15 protein-coding genes are annotated in these 19,509 nt (G+C 42.4%); 5 read left to right on the plus strand and 10 right to left on the minus strand.

What is annotated here, in order from left to right; all coding sequences use genetic code 11:
• Positions 1-13 precede the first annotated feature (13 nt).
• The 10 genes from ACYVRA_RS13695 to ACYVRA_RS13740 form a co-directional block, all read right to left on the minus strand.
• Positions 14-5,722, minus strand: coding sequence for an InlB B-repeat-containing protein (locus tag ACYVRA_RS13695; RefSeq protein WP_461253280.1), 5,709 nt, complete (start codon positions 5,720-5,722; stop codon positions 14-16).
• Between the two features lie 23 nt (positions 5,723-5,745).
• A complete protein-coding gene (locus ACYVRA_RS13700; RefSeq protein WP_461253281.1) occupies positions 5,746-7,455 on the minus strand; it encodes a cadherin-like beta sandwich domain-containing protein in 1,710 nt (569 codons plus the stop codon).
• 28 nt (positions 7,456-7,483) lie between these two features.
• On the minus strand, positions 7,484-7,786 hold the full coding sequence (locus ACYVRA_RS13705) for a hypothetical protein (protein ID WP_461253282.1): 303 nt from the start codon (positions 7,784-7,786) through the stop codon (positions 7,484-7,486).
• Between the two features lie 165 nt (positions 7,787-7,951).
• A complete protein-coding gene (locus ACYVRA_RS13710; RefSeq protein ID WP_461253283.1) occupies positions 7,952-9,049 on the minus strand; it encodes a DNA adenine methylase in 1,098 nt (365 codons plus the stop codon).
• The gene (map, locus tag ACYVRA_RS13715) at positions 9,046-9,819 is read right to left on the minus strand and encodes a type I methionyl aminopeptidase (RefSeq protein WP_461253284.1); all 774 of its coding nucleotides are present in this window, start codon (positions 9,817-9,819) and stop codon (positions 9,046-9,048) included. The genes ACYVRA_RS13710 and map overlap by 4 nt, the downstream gene beginning before the upstream one ends.
• Positions 9,820-9,998: 179 nt before the next feature.
• A complete protein-coding gene (locus ACYVRA_RS13720) occupies positions 9,999-10,688 on the minus strand; it encodes a J domain-containing protein (protein WP_461253285.1) in 690 nt (229 codons plus the stop codon).
• A 5-nt stretch (positions 10,689-10,693) separates the two neighbouring features.
• Positions 10,694-11,098, minus strand: coding sequence for a hypothetical protein (locus ACYVRA_RS13725; protein ID WP_461253286.1), 405 nt, complete (start codon positions 11,096-11,098; stop codon positions 10,694-10,696).
• Between the two features lie 909 nt (positions 11,099-12,007).
• Positions 12,008-12,349, minus strand: a complete 342-nt coding sequence (locus ACYVRA_RS13730) for a type II toxin-antitoxin system PemK/MazF family toxin (protein WP_461253287.1) — start codon at positions 12,347-12,349, stop codon at positions 12,008-12,010.
• Positions 12,336-12,554: a hypothetical protein gene (locus ACYVRA_RS13735; protein ID WP_461253288.1), complete on the minus strand. Its 219-nt coding sequence runs from the start codon at positions 12,552-12,554 to the stop codon at positions 12,336-12,338. Before ACYVRA_RS13735 ends, ACYVRA_RS13730 begins: the two co-directional genes overlap by 14 nt.
• A gap of 248 nt (positions 12,555-12,802) precedes the next feature.
• A complete protein-coding gene (locus ACYVRA_RS13740) occupies positions 12,803-13,126 on the minus strand; it encodes a helix-turn-helix domain-containing protein (RefSeq protein WP_461253289.1) in 324 nt (107 codons plus the stop codon).
• Positions 13,127-13,340: 214 nt separating this feature from the next.
• Here ACYVRA_RS13740 and ACYVRA_RS13745 point away from each other — a divergent pair, with 214 nt between their 5' ends.
• From ACYVRA_RS13745 to flgE, 5 genes are all read left to right on the plus strand, one after another.
• The gene (locus ACYVRA_RS13745) at positions 13,341-14,723 is read left to right on the plus strand and encodes an InlB B-repeat-containing protein (protein ID WP_461253290.1); all 1,383 of its coding nucleotides are present in this window, start codon (positions 13,341-13,343) and stop codon (positions 14,721-14,723) included.
• A 905-nt stretch (positions 14,724-15,628) separates the two neighbouring features.
• Positions 15,629-16,240, plus strand: a complete 612-nt coding sequence (locus tag ACYVRA_RS13750; protein WP_461253291.1) for a periplasmic-type flagellar collar protein FlbB — start codon at positions 15,629-15,631, stop codon at positions 16,238-16,240.
• A gap of 39 nt (positions 16,241-16,279) precedes the next feature.
• On the plus strand, positions 16,280-17,611 hold the full coding sequence (locus ACYVRA_RS13755) for a flagellar hook-length control protein FliK (RefSeq protein WP_461253463.1): 1,332 nt from the start codon (positions 16,280-16,282) through the stop codon (positions 17,609-17,611).
• A gap of 8 nt (positions 17,612-17,619) precedes the next feature.
• The gene (gene flgD, locus ACYVRA_RS13760; protein ID WP_461253292.1) at positions 17,620-18,084 is read left to right on the plus strand and encodes a flagellar hook assembly protein FlgD; all 465 of its coding nucleotides are present in this window, start codon (positions 17,620-17,622) and stop codon (positions 18,082-18,084) included.
• Positions 18,081-19,481, plus strand: a complete 1,401-nt coding sequence (gene flgE, locus ACYVRA_RS13765; protein ID WP_461253293.1) for a flagellar hook protein FlgE — start codon at positions 18,081-18,083, stop codon at positions 19,479-19,481. The genes flgD and flgE overlap by 4 nt, the downstream gene beginning before the upstream one ends.
• Positions 19,482-19,509: the final 28 nt, after the last annotated feature.

The following is a 19,509-nucleotide window of genomic DNA, read 5'->3' on the forward strand; positions in this document are numbered from 1 at the left end:
CCCTGTTATTTTTTTATTTCACTGCTCCCGGCGCTCCGGGGATGCTTCTGTTTTCTCCGTAAAAGTCCTTAGTGGGGAAACCGCTAAGCGTTGGTGGTATTACCGATCTCAAACCTTGTACTGGTTCAAAGGTAGCGGTATTAATTGGAGTTCCATTGATACCCAAAGCTGTAAAGGTCGTGTCTCCGGTTCCCGCTGTAAAACCGCTCTGCGTTGAACCGGGTCCCAAAGTAAAGTCAACCACATTGTATCCATTTGATGTTCCGTCACCATGAACCACTGGAGATCCACCTTCAGCAGTGTTCCCATAAAACAGGTTCCCTGTAAGGGTAAGGGTCAAAGTGCCACTGCCATTATAAATTGCACCACCGTTATTATCAGTGCTGTTATTGTAGAAGGTACAGCCTTTGACGTTCATGATTCCGTAATTGATTATAGCGCCGCCACCACTAGAACCTTGGTTTCCGCTGAATATGCAGGATTCTATCGTTATATTTCCGGAGTCATTATAGACAGCTGCTCCTTCATCTGTTCTGCCGTCCTTGAACCAAACACGGCTTATGGTTACAGTACAACTGTTGATATACAATATTTGGATATTGCTATCGCCATTAAAGGTTATGCCGTTACCTTCTATGGTAATGTTCCTGTTTATGTAAAGACTGCTTCTCAGCGTGACGGTTGTCTGCCCCGGCCTTACATTTGTCATGACGATCCTGTCCCCGTCCTTCGCGTTGGTAATGGCATTACGTAAAGTTCCTTGCGCTGACTCGCTGCCCTGTATGTCCATATAATTACTGACGGTTAATTCTTTCCCAAATACCGCCTGTACTCTGGCATGAATGTTCAATTGCAATGGATTTGTATTTCCTTGATAGTTCCCGTTTACCAGCCAGTACGCAAAGTGATACCCGCTTGCCGGTGTCGCCGTAATTGTAACCGGGCCTGAAACAAGACCGTCGTTGTTACCGGATGAAGGCGATACGCTAACGCTTCCCATCACGCTGTCATTCGCAGACGCGTCTATATAAATCCCACCACTATCGCTTACACTGCCTTGTACCGCTCCAGCGGCGGCTCCGGGGTTTATATCAGCCCCGTAGAAATCCTTTGTTGGATAATCTATAGGCAAAGTAGCTATAACATTTGCCGCCTGACTGCCGGGAAGGAGCTTAAATGTTTTCCCTGATACGGGGATGGCAGAAATTTGCCTGTCTCCGGTTCCCGCTGTCCAACCGCTCTGGTTTGAATCGGGTCCCAAAGTAACGTCAACCACGTTGTACCCATTTGATGTTCCATAATAATTAGATACCACCGGACTTGAAAGAGCGGTGTTCCCGTAGAACAGGTTCCCTGTAAGGGTCAAAGTGCCGCTACTTCTATAAATCGCCCCGCCGTCATTACTAGCGCTGTTACCGTAGAAGGTGCAACCCTTGACATTCATAGTTCCGTAATTGTATATAGCGCCGCCGCCATAGTTACTCCGGTTCCCGCTGAATATACAGGATTCCAGCGTTACGTTTCCTGAGGAATTACATATAGCCGCTCCATAATCATATGATACCATGCCATCCTTGAACCAGACACGGCTGATTGTTACTGTACTATTACTGATATACAGAAACCTGCCAGACCATGAACTTGCCCGCGTTATGGTTACGCCGTTCCCCTCTATTGTAATGTTATGGCTTATGTTGGGCAGACTTCCTCTCAACGCGATGATTGTTACGCCTGGATTTACTCCCTCCATGCGAATCTTGTCCCCGTCCAGCGCGTAAGCTAGGGCGTGGCGTAAAGTCCCTTCTGTCCCCTCGCCGTTAGAGTAATCGTTAAAGTCATTAACGATAAATATTTTTTCAAATACAGCCTGTACTTTGTTATTATGGCTTGAAACGGTTAATAGCAACGGACCAGTATTCTCTTGTTTGTTCCCATTTACAAGCCAGTACGCCAAATCGTAACCTGGCGTCGAAGTTGCCGTAATTGTAACCGGACCTGAAGCAACAAGGCCATCTGGATCAGGCGCTGGTGACGCGCTAATGCTTCCTTTGGCGCTGTTATCTACCGATAGTTCAAGATAATACCCAGTATCGCTTGCACTGCCCTGTACCGCTCCGGCGGCGGCAGGTACGTTGATAGAATTGCCGTAAAAATCCGTTGTTGGATAATCTGCTGGCAAAGCGGTGGTAATAACGTTTTCCGTCCCACCGCCGGGAATAAACCTAAATGTTTTTCCTGATACGGGGAAGGTGGTAATATATTTGTTTCCATCAAAAGTTGAAAAGCCGATCTCACTAAGGGGAACGTTAACCACGTTGTAACTGGTTGATGTTATAGTTATATCAGGATTCAACACCGGATATGAAGAGGCAGTGTTCAGGTAGAACAAGTTCCCTGTAAGGGCCAAAGTGCCGTTGCCATAAATCGCCCCGCCGCAAATAACAGCACTGTTACCGTAGAAGGTGCAGCCTTTAACATTCATGCTTCCGTAACGGTTGTATATAGCGCCACCATTATTACTCTGGTTCCCACTGAATATGCAGGATTCCAGCGTTACATTTCCGTTGTCATTACTGACAGCCGCTCCATTAGCTGTTGTCCTGCCATCCTTGAACCAGACGTGGCTGATGGTTACTGTACTACCTCTGATAGACAGAAATCTATCATCATTCGAAGTCCATGAGTTCCCCCGCGTTATGGTTACGCCATTCCCTTCTATGGTAATACTCTTGCTTACGCTAAGACCTCTTGTTAGCACGAGGCTTGTCATTTCTACCAATGTTTTTGACATGATAATTTTATCCCCGTCAATCGCGTTGGTCAGCGCGTGGCGCAATGTTCCGGAATCTGACTCACTGTCAGAATTGTCTGAAAATTTAATTACGTTGAAATCTTTTCCAAATACCGCCTGTACTCTGGCATGATCTGACAGTGTCAACTGCGATAATGTGACTTCACTCTTTTTCCCATTTACCAGCCAGTAAACAAAATAGTACCCGCTTGCCGGATTTGCCGTAATCGCAACCGTAGTTGAATTAACAAGACCATCGGTTGTACTAGGTGTAGGTGATGCGCTAATGCTTCCCCTACCGCTTTCGTTCACCGACAGTTCGATGTAAATTCCGCTGTCGCTTATAATGCCCTGTACCGCTCCAGCGGCGGCAGGTAGTTCGATAAGATTGCCGTAAAAATCCGTTGTTGGATAATCTGTTAGCAGAGAGGTTATAACACCTGCCGCCTCACTGCTTGGAAGGAGCTTAAATGTTTTTCCGGATATGGGGAAGGTGGTAATATATATGTCTCCAGTTCCCGCTGTCCAACCGCTATTCGTTGAATCATTTCCCAGAGGAACGTCAACCAAGTTGTAACCTGCTGATGTTATGATATAATACCCAACCGCCGGATATGAATAGGCAGTGTTCCCGTAGAACAGGTTTCCTGTAAGAGTCAAAGTGCCGTTACTTGTATAAATTGCCCCACCGTTATTTTCAGCTCTGTTACCGTAGAAGGTGCAGCCCTTGACTTTCATGGTTCCGTAATTGTATATAGCGCCGCCATTATCAGAACTCTGGTTCCCGCTGAATATGCAGGATTCCAGTGTTACGTTTCCGTAGTAATTATAGACAGCCGCTCCGTGACCTGTTGTCCTGCCGTCCTTGAACCAAACACGGCTGATGGTTACCGTACTATCGCTGATATTCAGGAACCTGTCATTCTGCCATGAGCTTGCCCGCGTTATAATTACGCCGTTACCCTCTATATTAATACTTTTGCTTAAACTAAGACCTCTTGTCAGCGTGATGGTTGTCTGCCCTGCTGTTTCATTTATGATTACTTTGTCCCCATTAATTACGTTGGTCAGCGCGTGGCGCAATGTTCCCGACGTTGTCTCGCTATTCGAGGGATCGTCAAAATTAGTAACTAAAAAATTCTTTGAAAATACTGCCTGTACTCTGGTATGACTTGTCAGTGTTAATTCCAATGATTCGTCTTCTGTCTTCACCCCGTTTACCAACCAATATGCTAAATAGCAGTCAGTATTTACCGGATTTGCCGTAACAATAACAATATAAGGATATTGAACAAACCCTTCTGTATCCGGCGGGGGAGTTACATTGATCGTCCCTCTGCTGTCGTCATTCACCGACAATTCAAGGTAATACCCGCTGTTGTTCACCCTGTCCTGCACCGCTCCAGCGGCGGCAGGCAGGTTTATAGGATTGCCATAAAAATCCGTTGTTGGATACCAGTAGGGTAATTCTTCTATTATAATGTCTGCCGCCTGACTGTTGGGAAGGAGCTTAAAACTAGTCGGCGATACCATCGGAATATTGACGGTTATATCGCCGTTAGGAAACCACCCGCTCTGGTTTGGACTTTCTCCAAGCGCGATGTCAACCACATTATAGCCGGTTGAGCTAATGCTATTCCAAAATTGCAACACCGGATATGAAGAGGCGGTATTCTTATAGAACAAATTCCCTGTAAGGGTCAAAGAGTTGCCGCTATAAATTGCCCCGCCTTCATTATCAGCTCTGTTACCGTAGAAGGTACAGCCCTTGACGCTCATAATTCCATTATTCCTGATAGCTCCGCCGTTATTACTCCGGTTCCCGCTGAATATGCATGATTCCAATGTTACGTTTCCGCCGTAGGAATTATCGAAAGCTCCTCCTTCACCTGTTGTCCTGCCGTCCTTAAACCAGACGCGGCTAATGGTAACCTCAACTATTGAACTATAATAACTATTAACAGACAGAAACCTGTCATAGTTCGAAGTCCACGAGCTTGCCCACTTTATGGTTACGCCATTCCCTTCTATTGAAATGTTCTTGTCTATGCTAAGACCGTTTCCCAGCGCGATGGTTTTCACTTCTGGATCAATGATAATCGTGCTGTTAGCCGGAGCGGCACTAATGGCATTTCTAAGTGTTCCCGCGCCTGAGTCGGACCCGCTTGTTACAATAAGATATGTAAAGTGGTCATCGGTAAAAGTGTAAGTAAAAGAGCTGTCCATGTTTTTATATATGTGGAGAATTTCTCGCCGTTCAACACTGCGCATATTATTATTATTAAAAAGATAAAGAGTAACGCGGTAATAACCTGAGTTCAGAGTCAGAGAGCCATTTTTGTTGCCGACGGGCGTTCCGCCGATAAAGAACAAAGTTTGTTCTGGCGTTCCACTTCCATTTTCAAAGGGCGTAACAGTCATTCTGGCAATAGTAACGCCTGAAGGGTAGTTAATGTTCCACTTAAAGTCGCCCTGCCCTTCGCTAATAATCGCCGTAAGAGTAACGCTGCCGCTAAAGCTAGCGTTTAAAGTGATACTTATTCCAGCCAATTCCCCGCACGCCGCGGGTTTGGTTTTTTCCGCGTCCATGTAAGCGGTAACAGACAGCTTGTAGGTTCCCGGGTCAAGAAAAACAGGATCGCCTAAATTGCTGTTGGTCCGAGTCTCACTAACGATGAGATTACCTTCGGTGTCATAAAAATCCAGAGTGTATGCATTAAAATCACTCTGCGCGGTTGCCGGTAAAATTGTCCGCCCGGCTTGTAGCCCGTTAATGGAAAGTTGAAAACTGCCTTTTCCCGAGGCAGGTTTTTTAGTCAATTCGGGATTAAAGAGATTCGGGCAGGCGGAAAAAACAAACAAAGAGAAGATAAAAAGAAAGAGTGAAAGAGAGAAGTTTAAGGTTTTTATCGTTAATCGTTCGTTTTTCATTTTTATTCCTCTTTTCCTATTTTTTATTGTACCACCCTAAAAATAATGGTCTGATTGTACGATATGCCGTCCTTCATTACTTCAAGTGTTAAGTAGTGCTGCCCGCCGCTGTTATAAGCGGTATTTTTTGAGCTTAATGTAAAAGTCGGTCCGCTTCCGCTGATAACGCCTAAGTTATTGGGTAAGTATATGTACCAGTTTATAATATCGTACTGATCGGGATCTTCAACTGTCAGTATTGCCTCAACATTCCCATATTGCTCCGAACGGTGAATGGTTGGCCCTTCTGTAATAGGCGCTTCATCGGTAATTTGGGTAAAGGTAATTTCAAAGATTCCATATTCTTTTACCGTCAATGTCGCGACATTGCTTGTAATAGATGTTGTTTTTGTACCGTTCACCCTATCATTCGTATTAGTTAAAATTACGTAATAATAATAGACCCCTACTATATCTATTGTAAGGTTATAGGCTGAATTTACTTCACCGGATATGGGCGTACCTCCGCTGTTGGAATTACTTGTGTTCTCGTACCACTGATGCGAAAGCGTTCCGCCGTCTGTAACATTTGCCGTTACGGATAAAGTGTGTAATAAACTAAAACCGATAGTTTTGCTATTAGGTTGTACTGTTATGTTCGGCGTTTGCGCGTTTACCGTCAGCGTAATGGCATCGCTTGCCACGGTCGCAAATTTAATTCCTGTTACTTCATTATTCGTGTTTGTTATAACCACGTAGTAATGCCAAATTTCAGAATCTACCGTGAAATTGTAAATTGCCGATGTAGCTCCGGGGATGAGCGTGCCTTCGCTGTTGGATTCTGTCGTGTTACTGTACCATTGATACGAAAGAATTCCGCCGTCAATCGATACCGCCGTTACGCTCAAACTGTGCTGCGTACCAGCGCTTACTTCAGCGTTCTGTGGTTGTACGTTTATAACAGGCTCTTTCGCGTTCACAAGCACGTTTACCGTTAATGTGTATGTATTTGTAATACCGCTGTCTGCTGTAACGATTATCAGTATTGTATTTCTGCCGGGTTGTAGACCCTCTAAGGTGTATGTGTTTGTAAGGTCAGAATCGTCGTTATTGTTGTCCTCATAAGAATTATATTTTATCAAATCTGAAGAAAATACGCCGGAAACCCGACTGTATGTTATGGTTACGCTATACGTATCTTCGGGAAAATTAACCGTATAATCTGTATTATCAGGAACAAAAGACGGACTTAGCGTGAAGCCGTCAGAGATAAACTCTGAATTGAGCGTATAGCCATCTACAGAGAGCGTATGCAGATAATTGTTAAGGTAACGACATTCCATTTTTGGCAGTTTGTATGGCTCCATAGGCCTGCCATTAACTTCCATAGTTACAGTCAGATCGAAAACTTCAAAGCGTGACGGATTATCAACCGTAACAACGGCTGTCTGTCTGTTTTGTCCCAATACTACCGAGGCTTTTTCGGATGGGTTATCGCCAATTAACGCAAGTTTTAAATTAAAATTACGCGGGTTGTACAGGGTAATGGTTATTTTTGAAACCTCATCCGGCGGTATAAATACTTCTGTGACTGACTTGGCATGGAAAGGGGTATCGATAGAATAGTCCGTACACATCGCTATTTCGGAGGAGTCTGCAATAAACTCTTTCATAGGGATATTGAAATACTCGCATTTAAAAAGGAATAAACTTGAAATAATGGTAATAATTACGGTAAACCATTTTTTTTTCATCTTAATACCATTTAAATCTCATAATAGATTAATTATTGTTGCTTTTCTCTATCTTGCGATTTCTTAAAAATAATAACTCATCTATTGTTATCATTACAAAATTAAGAATATACAAGTATAAATTTATACTGATAGTCTCGTTCGGGTTTGTTTTCAAATTATCCCAGTATTCTGTAAATTTAAACAAACAACCTGCCACATAACCTATTTGCAATACTAATAAAAACAATAGGCTTTTACCCGCTGTTTTTTTGGATACAAATGATTTGTATATGGAGAGCGGCCATGCAAAACCAAAACAAACCAGCATTATTGATTCAAAAATATTCATATATTTACTCCTTATATACAGTAGCTAAGTTACATTTTTCCATGCCAATTTCTTAAAATACATAATTATTCATTATTATTTCAAAAAAAATCTTTTGTCAATATATTTCGCATGGTTTCAGAACCGCTTTCTGCCAATTTTTACATATTATATTTACTAGCCATTTTATTTCTCAAGTAAATATAAATACTCTTTTACATGAATGTCACGATTAGCTAAATTGCGACAACCGCGAAATGTATTATATGGAGTTTCTAATATTTCAATTTTACCAATATTTTTTAACATATTTTTCATTTCATCAAGAGTAATAAAACCTTCCGAATTGAAAGATATAAGCACATATTTTGCCTTTATTTTTGAGACAAGCTCAGTGAGAGAATTTAAAGCAAGTTGTTTTTTATTATATGAAGAACGATTCCAATTCTCCGGAATGCCTGATACCTTACTTATTTTTTCAGGATATTTATTTTCTAAAATTAAATTAAGCATAAAATAATTTGAACCGTAAGGATGTTGATTATAAGGCGGGTCTAAATAAGCTAAATCAACTTCTTGCGCTTCTTTTATAATTTCATTTGAATCGCCATTGTAAACAATACTGTCACAAGAAAAATCACTGAAAAGTGGAAACGGTAAAACAATTTCCCCCTTAATCCTAAAAAGCGCGTCACTGTTACTGCCGCCGAATTGTCCTATTCCTGTTTCTTTATTTTTATAAAACCCTTTAAAAACACCTGAAGTATTAGAATGAACTGACGCTTCAGAAAGCAGTGGAGCTAAAAAATATTTTTTATAATCATTATTAATACCTTCAATAAGATTTCTCATAGTGTCAATATACATAGCATTTCTACGAGTAAAAAAAACACGTTCGCCGATTTTTATATTATTATCATCTTCAGGCGAATATAATTTTGTTATAATCCCGCCAGTTAATGAAATATTTGTAATATTATTTATTAAATCATAATAGATTTTCTTTAAGTGAGAAATATTAATTTCATCTTTATTTGATAAATAACATTCATTTGTTATTTTTGAATATTTTTCCAAATCATTAACTAATAACAATTTAGAATATTGCTTAAAAAGGCGGGCGACAATTCCCGATCCGCTAAAAACATCAAAAGTAATTAATTTATTTTTATTTAAACGTTTTTGGACAATTTCTATTCCCTTGGTAATAAATTGTAAAAGAGAGCGTTTATTTCCAATATAAGTGATAATTTGCTCTGTAAGATACTTTTCATCAAAAATCACCAAACAAAAGACTCCAAAGGCTCCGTTAAAATCTCAGTCTTCCCGTTAAAAATCGCTATCGTGTGCTCCCAATGCGCTGAAATTTTTGAGTCTGCAGTGACAACAGTCCACTCGTCTTCAAGCACTTCTACGTCGCTTGTTCCCATGTTGATCATCGGTTCAATCGCGATAACCATGCCATTGCTAATCTTTGGATTCGCTCCGTGAGGAGTGTTCGGCACCGCAGGGTCTTCGTGAAGTGAAAGCCCCACTCCATGACCGCAGAATTCTTTAACTATTCCGTACCCAAAAGGTTTCACATAACTTTCTACGGCGCGGGAAATCTGCAATAGTCTTTCATTTGCTTTTGCCGCCGTTATGCCGCGATAAAGGGCTTCGTTTGTCGTCTTGTTGAGTTTTTTTACGGTGTCGCTTGTCTTTCCCGCTTCTATGCTGACAGCCTGATCGCTGATAAAGCCGCCAAGGTCAATGCCGCAATCAAGAGAAACCAAATCGCCCTCGCAAATGCGTCTTTTTGACGGAATGCCGTGGATTACTTCATCGTTAATTGAAATGCAAATTGCGGCGGGGTAGGGTTTTTTCTTTATGGTGTAACCTAAAAAGACAGCTTTGCCTCCTGATTTTTTTATCCAGTTCTGCACCCATTGATCAATTTCGATTGTTTGAACGCCGGGTTTTACAAGAGGGATCAATTCGCGGTACATGGCGGAAAGAAGTTTGCAGGATTTTCTTATGCCGTCAATCTGTTTTTCGTTTTTTAAGCGGATCAAGAGGGGAACCTCCTTTTAATTAGTTTCAACCGATTAGAAATTATCTTATAAAAATAAATTTTATTCAAGAGCATTTTATTAAAGATTATTTTATTTAAAATCATCTTTTTAAAACTCATTTTATTTAAGATTATTATATTAGTAATCATTCCATTTAGAAATAATATTTTAGTAATCATTTATAGTTCCGCCTTGATTTCGTTTTGCGCTTTATCGATATATTCATTAAATACGTTTTCTTCGTCATCGGAAAACCCAACGCCTATTAGCGACTTCATGCAGGTAATCCATGTTTCATTGTCTACCTGCTGTTTCAGTCTTTTATTAACGATGGCTTTAACATAATTTTTTATATCCTCAGTAAAATGATTAAAGTAAGGGCGGCGGTGTTCTTCGGCAAGAATGGCGGCAAGCAGTTTAAAGGCTTCAAAACTAAAGTGCCTCCTGTCCAGTTCTTCGGCAAGTATGTATTGGCAATCCATCCAATCTTCCCTTTCCATGTGCTTATCCAGTTGAAAATCAAGTCCGCCGTATTTTCTCCAAATCTCGATTGCTTTGTCTTCCTGAAGGTGTAAAAGCTCATAAAAAATCAATTTGGCTTTATATACGGGTTTTTCCTGCTCATTCAGCCATGTGCGATAATCAAATCCGGTCTTTTTGGCGTAGAAGGAATATGCCCTGTCGTAATTAAAACGCCTGTTTAAATCAGATAACGCCTCATAAGCCGCGATTAATTTCCGTATCGCCCCGGAATGGGACGCGCCCGCAATATCAGGATGAAGCTTTTTCGCCTTCTTACGGAAGGCTTTTTTAATTTCTGCCGCGCTCGCTCCCGGCTTTACGCCGAGCAGCTTGTAATAATCATCCAATTTTGTTATGCGCCAATTCTTTTGCCCATCGCTTCGGCGTGGGGAGCGTTAAGCAAAATATCGCTCCAATTAACCCTCATTCCCTCTTTTTCCATCGCCTTCATTAAATTGATAAGGGCGCGGTTGCTGAAAAGCCCCGTCTTTTTAATAAACGCCGCGCTTTTTTTCCCCATAAGAGAACTGCCCGCCGCAAGCGTCTTAGAAATAACATCCGGCAGCTTGCCGGAAAAAAACGAAACCGGCTCAGCCGCCACCGCTATATATTCGTACCCGGGAAGCCTCATGCCGTCGTCTTTCCACGCGTTGACTATATCCACGCGATGCCCCATAGACTCCATCCCTTTTGCAAGAGAGGCCACATAATCCGGCGTGTCTTTCTTTCTCGCCGCGCTGACAATCGCTATTCTCATAAATCACCCACCTTATTGTATATTAGCATGAAATAGGAATAAATTAAATAATATATAAAGCGTTTTTTCGTATTTTACCGCTATGTTTGCAATATTGCTAAAGGCTTTTTCTCTCTCCGCTACATGATGTATGCCCGGCTATTACCTAGCGTGGAATTTTTTTCAATATTTTGGGTTTGGGCATACATCTTCTAGCGGCGTATATGCGGAATTTCAGTATCATAGTTACCGGTACGTGTAATTTTCTAATTTATTATTATTCTTTTTGTGTGGTACGGAAATTTCTTAAATAACGACCTAGTAAAAACATGGAAACGCCGATAATAACCAATGCAATAGAAACAATTAATTGAAAAATCATATCACCCTCCTAATATCCAATTTCTTATTATATCAATAATACTCAGTATTCCAAGAATACCAACACCTGCGCCTCCGTATTCCAATATTCTATCAAGCATGGTTTTGGGGGCTTTTATGGTATTGCTTATTTCTTCAAGGATTTTGTTTGTTTTATTCCATTGTTCAAGTACTTTTTCGTCAATAATTCTCCCTACTTTGACTTATCTATAGTATACTACTTTTCAGGAATTTGGGAAAGTACGCTATTTTCTTTACCCTCTCCACTACATGATGTATGCCCGGCTATTACCTAGTGAGGATTTTTTCAATATTTTTGGTTTGGGCATACATATTCTAGCGGTAATAAGCACATCACAGTCTGGAGTTTTGCCAAACACAAAAAACATAAAAAAGCATAGAGCCTTATCAAAGGCAAAAAATCACAGTAAATACTGTAGTTCTCTCTTTGGCAAAACTCCCAAGCCTATACGCTACATATGGGGCTGGTCGGGAGTCAAGGTACACCATGAAAAAGTGGTGTCGGTTACCACTGCGCTTGCTTGGTCTCTACGATGCTCCGATTACTTTTGTAATTGCTTCTTGGGTATGGGCAATAATTTCTGATTCTACAGAACCTACAAGATTTATAAACCGCTCAACAGAAACGCTTCGTATCTGAAAACAGTCTATAGCGGATATTTTTGCAAGACAATTTTGTTTGGTTGGAGTAACTTTTACCATCCACGGATAATTATCATAATGGTCTTTCCAATCAGTAATTGGGGCTATAATTTTGAGGGGCAATTTTCCAAGACTGTCAGTGTTAATGATTAAGGCAGGACGTGATTTTTTCATCTCTGCGCCAACAGTCGGATCAAGATTTATTGACCAGATTTCACCTTGTTTCATAAAAATCTTCACCGTCTAGGGCGCAAAATGCCGTTAATTCTTTGTTAGTACGGTATTCTTCGGCTGCCATTTCAGCGGCTTTCTCCAATGAATTATTTTCTTTCGCCTTTTTTTCTTTTATATACCCGACAAAATCAACTATCTCGTTATAATAACGAGGGGAAAGGGAGTCTATCTCTTTTATTAAAACGGCTCGCTCAAGCATGGTTATATATATACTAACTTTAGAAAAATAACGATGTCAATAGGTTTTTCCAAGAATTCCCATTGACAAACTATTCCCTCTCCACACACGATGTATGCTCGGCTATTATCTAGTTAGGAATTTTTTCAGTATTTTGCGTTTACCTGTAATCAAGCCTCAACTTCACCGCAAAAAGGTACTCATTTTTACGCTTGTTAATTACGGGCAAAAGTGCCATTCTCCCTATTTAGCCCCCAAAAAAGACAATCTCAATTTTTTATGATTTTAATCTCGGTTATCTTTTTTTTAATGGATATACTAACCTCGTCTAAATCCGCTTGTACCTTGTCTTGGACGATTTTAATGGCTTCATCGGTAAAAACTTGGGTAGAAAACAGTTCAGGACTGTCCATTTCAAGGGCTTGCGCTATCCTTTGCAACATTTCTGATGAAGGGAATTTTTTACATTGTTCAATCTGTCCGATGTAATCGGTGGAAGTTTCTACCCTTTCAGCCAAAACAGCCTGTGAAATACCCAATGATTTACGTCTTTTTTTGATATTAATGGCAAGCAAGTCTCTCAAATCGGTCATAGCATAGTACAGATTTAACCTTATAAACCCTCTTGACAACCGCCTTTCGGCTCGGCAAAATAAAGAAAACAAGAGATATAAACCGTCTTAAAGTATGGTATATCAAAACACGAGAGGTAATTACCTCTTTTTTATCATTCTTGGGGTTTATTTTTGATTAAAAAGGAAAAACGCCTTTTAAGGCTTTTTCATATATCAGCATAAGGAGTTTTCTATGAAAAACGTATTAAAACTGTTCGTAGCTATGCGAAGCATAGCAATTATCGCACTTGTAGCGGTAATCGGGTTTTCAATGGCGGCTTGCAGTGACGGGAGCGACAGCACCCCCACTACCTACCCCGTAACCGTCTACGGCGGAAGCGGAAGCGGCAGTTATGCGGCAGGAGCAACCGTAAGCATTAGCGCAACAGCGCCATCGGGACAGACGTTTACAAACTGGACAGTCAATTCAGGCGGCGCAACATTGGCAAACGCAAACAGCGCAAGCACCACATTCACTATGCCGACAAACGCTGTAACCGTTACGGCAAACTTTACAGGCGGCGGCAGTCCCAACTACTCGATTGAAGGAGATTGGGAGCATAGTGTTAGTAATGGCGGTGATGGTGAACAAATAACTGTTAGCGGGAGTACAGGCGTTTGGAGGAAAATAGGCGCATATACTTCTCCTCTTGCATTAGATGGGATAAGCAAAGGATATTATTCAATTGGCGGAGAGTGGTGGCGTAATATAACAAGCACCGGTAATTTAACATGGTCTGGACAAACCAAGTCGCTTACTTATAATACGTCTAACCCTAATGTTACTACGGGTTGGACTTGGTACAATTGCACATTCACCATGAGTTCAGACGGACAAACCTTAAATATTACTTTGGGCACTTTTACTCACATTTATACAAGGATAACCGCTGATGACAGTGGTATAAACCCCGACGTAGGAACTGGAATAGGCACTGGAAATCTAGCAGACAGAAGGTATCGGGTGGAAGTGTATAATACCAGTTCTACAGATAACTGGGCAGGTAGTATTAATGATGCCATAAGAACCGATGTGATTTCCAGGGGGCATACTGCAGCTAACACCTATACTAATCAGACATTTTCAGATGTGCTTTTAAAATGGAACAGTGCGGCATCGGCTTTAACTAGCGGACAAATTACAGAGGGGACTACCCGCTTGACGGAATTACAGACAAATAACCGAAGCGGTCGTATTCTATGGTTTTTCTATGGCTCAAACTATCGGTTCTTTTATGTAAATCGGACTGGAACAAATCCGAATTATTATACGGTAGAAGTGTATAATACCAACTCTGATACTAATACCTACTTGACAAATACTTACAGCGGTAAAACTAATAATGAGCTCATAAGAGCCTATTTGATTTCCAGAGGTTATACTGCTAACACCTATACTAATCAGACATTTTCAGATGTACTTTCAAAATGGAGCAGTACGGCTTTTACTAGCGGGCAAATTACACAGGGGAATGGCTACTTGACGAGTGCATTACAGACAAATAACGAAAGCAATTATCTTCTATCGTATTTTCAAGGCTCAAACTATCGAGTTTTTTACGTAAAGCAAGAGTAACAGTGGGCGCACGAGTAACTGACACCCAAATTTCATAGTAGTCAGTAACATCTAAAACTTTACAAAACATTATTCTCAAATTTTCTCTCGCAAAGACGCAGAGGACGCAAAGGACGCGAAGTTCCTGTTCGATGCCTCATTATTGATCAATATATATAATTTTAACAACAAATCTTAAAGGAAAAACGACGATCCTACGAACAACAACCTTTGCGCCTCTGCGCCTCTGCGAGAGGTCTTTTTGTAAACATTTAGTTGTTACAGACTAATAGTGTCGTCAAAAAATTGGCGACACTAGATATGGTGTATAAAAACACTGTCCTGCGATCCCAGTAACAGCAGTAATTAGCGGCGGCCTGGTGTGGGCAGTGGTCAAATAATAGAACATTCCCCCAAATTTTCACACCAAGATCACAAAGGTACAAAGATCACGAAGAAATAAAATGCCCATTAGCCCTAGAAGATGTATACCCAAAACAAAAAATACTGAAAAAAATACCACTATATGTAAAAGCCGGGCATACGCAAAGCTCTGCCGGTGATCTTGGCGTGGATCGCCTACCAAGCCACGCCAAAGCGTGCACAGCCCACAAAAAGCACCGCGTAAGCGGTGTAAATTAATTAATGCCGCACGCTGAGAGCACCAAAAAATGCCGCAGTCCCCAATAAAAGCAAGGCCGCCTTTAGGTGGCCGCCAGTGCGATAAACGCCACGCCACTAATCACCGGAAGGGCTTTGCGTATGTCCGGCTTTTGTATAGAGTGATAATATTTTTCGCTATTAAATTCTTTGGGCATACATTGTGTAGTACTTCGTGATAAATTCTTCTTCTATAAAACCCCTTCAGTAATATTTACAAATTGCCGAAATTTATGATATAATATTAGTGATTTGGGAGATCAAAAATGTTTGGAAAGGCAATAATCTTATTGCTGCTCATTATTATTCTTTCTGCGGGCGGCATTATATGGTTCGATTATTTAAATCTAATTGACGCAAAAACCGTACTAGCGCCCTATTACAAATATATCCCGTTCTTGCCCGGAGAGGGCAGAAAACAGCCAAAAAAGACAGAAGAGGAATTTCTCAATCTTGACGCGGAACGGCTGGCGATTCGGCTTGAACAGATTGACTTGCTCCGCTTGGAAATAGACACCAAAAATAAGGATTTGGACAACCGCTACGGGGAAATCACGCAAATGGCGCAGGAATTGGAAGAACGACAAAATGCGCTTGACGAACGTGAAAAATCTCTCAGAGCGCAACAATTAGATGCCGAAAATAAGGATAGGAATGTCGAGCAGAATGCCCGGTATCTGACAGGCATGCCACCGCAAAACGCGGTGGGCATCATTGCCAAGCTGGATGACCAGGACGCTATCGACGTTCTCCGGAAGACTGAGGAAATAGCCAAAGCCGAGGGAACATCATCAATTGTTTCCTATTGGTTCTCCTTGATGGACCCGGTTCGGGCCGCCGAGCTGCAAAGAAAAATGGCAGGCAGACCCAACTTGTAATTCCATCACCTTCCGGTAAATATTTTAGGAGGCCGGTTGGTGATAGCCATTACCACCTACACAGAACCTGTTCCTGTAGACCCCGTTGTAAACGATTCGCTTAAAACCAATGAAAACGAAGAAACCGAAGAACGCCAAAATTTTTCAGAAATCCTTGCCGGGTTACTGCAAAAAACTCAGCCTGTAGAAGTGCTTGCATCCGATTCCGGATTTGACGCGTTGTCAGCCGGACAAATTAACGAGGGCGGCGAGATTGAATTGTCCGCGAATACGGAAGAAGTTGATCTTGAGGCTGACGATCTTGACGTTTCACAAGACTTTGAAAAAATGCTTTTAAGAGCCGATCAGTTTTTTACAAGCTCTCTGGAAACTGAAATTACAGGTGAAAACGAATTATCGTTACAAATCGATGGCGCGGAACAATTACTTCCCGCTGAGGAAATTCCCCTGCAACTGACGCCAATCATTGCGGAAACAGAGCAGGGCGATTCTGCCGCGCAGTTAGCCGCAGCGTTTGACGCCGCAAAACAAAATGTCGGCGAAACGACGGAATTATCTGATAATAGGAGAAAAACAAACGCGTCGTCAAAAACTGAAAACGATGAACTGGTGTCCGCCAAAAACAAGGCAGGTGAAGGCAAAGAAACTGTAATTGCCAAGCCCGATGAAAACCGCGAACAGCCTGGCCGTCTTGAAGAATTCCGCAATCGTTCCCGCAAAGATAAAGTAACCGTTGAAGTCCGTGATTACAGAACAAATACGGCTCCCGACGGAACGCAGACGAGGACAGTTTCAATTGTAGAAACAGCGGCAGGTCGCTCTCACGGACAAACTACGGTACATGAAGTGACTCTCGATCTGCGTCTGCCGGATCAGGGGAAGCAGTCTCAAAACACATGGGAAGTGAAATCCGCCAATATGCTTGAGAATATGTTTGCCAGAGAACTTCATCAGAACTTTAACGGCGATATTGTCCGCCACGCATCAATGGCGCTTAGGGACGGCGGGGAGGGAACAATCAAACTTGCCCTTCATCCTGAAACTCTGGGAAATGTAAAGATACACCTTGAAATGACCGAAAACAAGATAACGGGGCGAATCGTTGTTGAAAGCGAAGAAGCCCTGAACGCTTTCCGTAAAGAGCTTACCTCTCTGGAGCAGGCTTTTAAAGATTCAGGTTACGATAACGCCGACTTGAATTTGTCTTTGACGGCGGATGAGTCAGGGACGCAGGAGCGGGAATTTGACGAAAATTCTTTCGCTTCGCGAAGAGCCGCGTCATTTTATGAAGACGGTTTTGATCAAGAATCAGCGCCCGTAATAAACGTCGTTTTAAGACGCGGATCGGGATTAATAAATATGTTTGCATAGGAGAATGTATGGAATTAGGAATGAGACCGATGTTCAGTTCGGATGAAAAACTCCAGATTGAAAAATATGTTCATGACTACAACGTCGGTTTAAACCCGACGCGCCAGCCTCAGCAGAATTTGGGTAAAGACGATTTCTTAAAAATCCTTATCACCCAACTTTCGTATCAGGACCCGACAGCGCCGATGGAAGATAAAGAATTCATCGCGCAGATGGCGCAATTTTCAACATTGGAACAAATGACAGGTATGGCGAAAGATTTTTCCAAACTTACTTCCATGCTCATGGGGAACGAGGCTGCAAGCGCGTTGGGGAAGAGCGTTGAAATAATCGAGGGAGAGCGCAGCGTATACGGCGTTGTTCAGGCGGTTACCAGGGGGGAAACACCTGAGGTGTTGGTGAACGGTAATTTTTATGATTGGAATCATGTAATCAAAGTTTTTGCGGATGAAAAGGAGAGAGTAGACTTATGATGCGATCATTGTTTTCCGGCGTTTCCGGACTTCAGAACCACCAGACCAGAATGGACGTTATTGGCAATAACATCGCCAATATCAATACGACGGGCTTTAAACGCAATAGGGTCGGTTTTCAGGACATTCTGTATCAGCAGCTTCAGGGCGCTGCGCGTCCCACAGAAGACCTCGGCGGCGTAAACCCCAAAGAAGTCGGCCTTGGAATGTCCATTGCGTCAATTGACACGCTTCACCTTCAGGGCAGTTTGCAGGCGACAAACAATCCGACTGACCTTGCCATTACCGGAAACGGTTTTTTCATTCTTGATGACGGGGGTACGCAATTGTTCACAAGAGCCGGAGCGTTCTCAGTTGATATGAATGGCACTATGGTAAATCCCGCAAACGGAATGAAGGTGCAAGGCTGGATGGCGAGAGATGTTGACGGCACAAGCGTATTGGACGTTTCAAGCCCCATTAGTGATCTTATAATACCGGTCGGCGGCAAAGACCCGGCAAAGGCGACAACTATGATTCAGTTTGCCTGTAACCTTGACAAGCGCATTCCCGAACTGCCGGAAAATCCCACTGGGGCGCAGATACGAGACGCGACATGGTCAACGACTATCGATATTTTTGATTCATTCGGCGACAAGCATGTTTTGCAGGTTCAATTTACAAGAGTACCGGGGACAGCCAACAGTTGGAACGCGGCGGTTACAGTCGATCCGCAGAATGAAACTCCTACAAATACGACAATCGGTTTTGGAGCGGAAGCTCCGGCAGCGGGTGGGCCTACAACTTTTGTCGTCAACTTTTCAAATAACGGCACGTTGCTTTCCGCCGAAGACGGAGCGGGCAATGTTTCAGGCGGGACGGGGCGTGTTCAGATGAACGCGGCGTTCGACGTGCAGACGGCAGCTCCCAACGCGGACGGCACTCCCGTCAGGCAGGAATTTGTCCTTAACCTTGGCACTGTCGGCGGCTTCGTCAATTCGCTTACCCAGTACGCAGAATCAAGTTCTTCCAAAGCGGTAGAGCAGGATGGCCGCACAATGGGCTATCTTGATAATTTTAAAATAGATCAATCGGGAGTTATAACCGGTATTTATACCAACGGCACTACAAGAACCATTGGACAAGTGGCAATGGCAAGCTTCCCCAACCAGGGCGGTCTTGAAAAAGCCGGTGATAACACGTTCCGGGTTTCCAATAACTCGGGGTTAGCGAATATCGGTCCATCGGGAATTGCCGGAAAGGGCAAGATTTCCGCCGGAACATTGGAAATGTCCAACGTTGACATGGCGGATCAGTTTGTAGACATGATTGTCACCCAGCGCGGATTTCAGGCTAACTCCAAAACAATTCAAACGGCAGATCAGCTTCTGCAGGAGTTGCTGACGCTAAAGAGGTAGTAAAGGAGAGAATCGGATAGGGAACGGT

This window comes from Treponema sp. R8-4-B8 (assembly GCF_054786175.1).

Excerpts from the sequence above, each read along its gene's own strand:
- ACYVRA_RS13735 (WP_461253288.1), bottom strand. The coding sequence starts at position 12,554 with ATGCTTGAGCGAGCCGTTTTAATAAAAGAGATAGACTCCCTTTCCCCT.
- ACYVRA_RS13740 (WP_461253289.1), bottom strand. The coding sequence starts at position 13,126 with ATGACCGATTTGAGAGACTTGCTTGCCATTAATATCAAAAAAAGACGT.
- ACYVRA_RS13725 (WP_461253286.1), bottom strand. The coding sequence starts at position 11,098 with ATGAGAATAGCGATTGTCAGCGCGGCGAGAAAGAAAGACACGCCGGAT.
- ACYVRA_RS13705 (WP_461253282.1), bottom strand. The coding sequence starts at position 7,786 with ATGAATATTTTTGAATCAATAATGCTGGTTTGTTTTGGTTTTGCATGG.
- flgE (WP_461253293.1), top strand. The coding sequence starts at position 18,081 with ATGATGCGATCATTGTTTTCCGGCGTTTCCGGACTTCAGAACCACCAG.
- ACYVRA_RS13695 (WP_461253280.1), bottom strand. The coding sequence starts at position 5,722 with ATGAAAAACGAACGATTAACGATAAAAACCTTAAACTTCTCTCTTTCA.
- ACYVRA_RS13730 (WP_461253287.1), bottom strand. The coding sequence starts at position 12,349 with ATGAAACAAGGTGAAATCTGGTCAATAAATCTTGATCCGACTGTTGGC.
- ACYVRA_RS13745 (WP_461253290.1), top strand. The coding sequence starts at position 13,341 with ATGAAAAACGTATTAAAACTGTTCGTAGCTATGCGAAGCATAGCAATT.
- ACYVRA_RS13750 (WP_461253291.1), top strand. The coding sequence starts at position 15,629 with ATGTTTGGAAAGGCAATAATCTTATTGCTGCTCATTATTATTCTTTCT.
- flgD (WP_461253292.1), top strand. The coding sequence starts at position 17,620 with ATGGAATTAGGAATGAGACCGATGTTCAGTTCGGATGAAAAACTCCAG.
- ACYVRA_RS13700 (WP_461253281.1), bottom strand. The coding sequence starts at position 7,455 with ATGAAAAAAAAATGGTTTACCGTAATTATTACCATTATTTCAAGTTTA.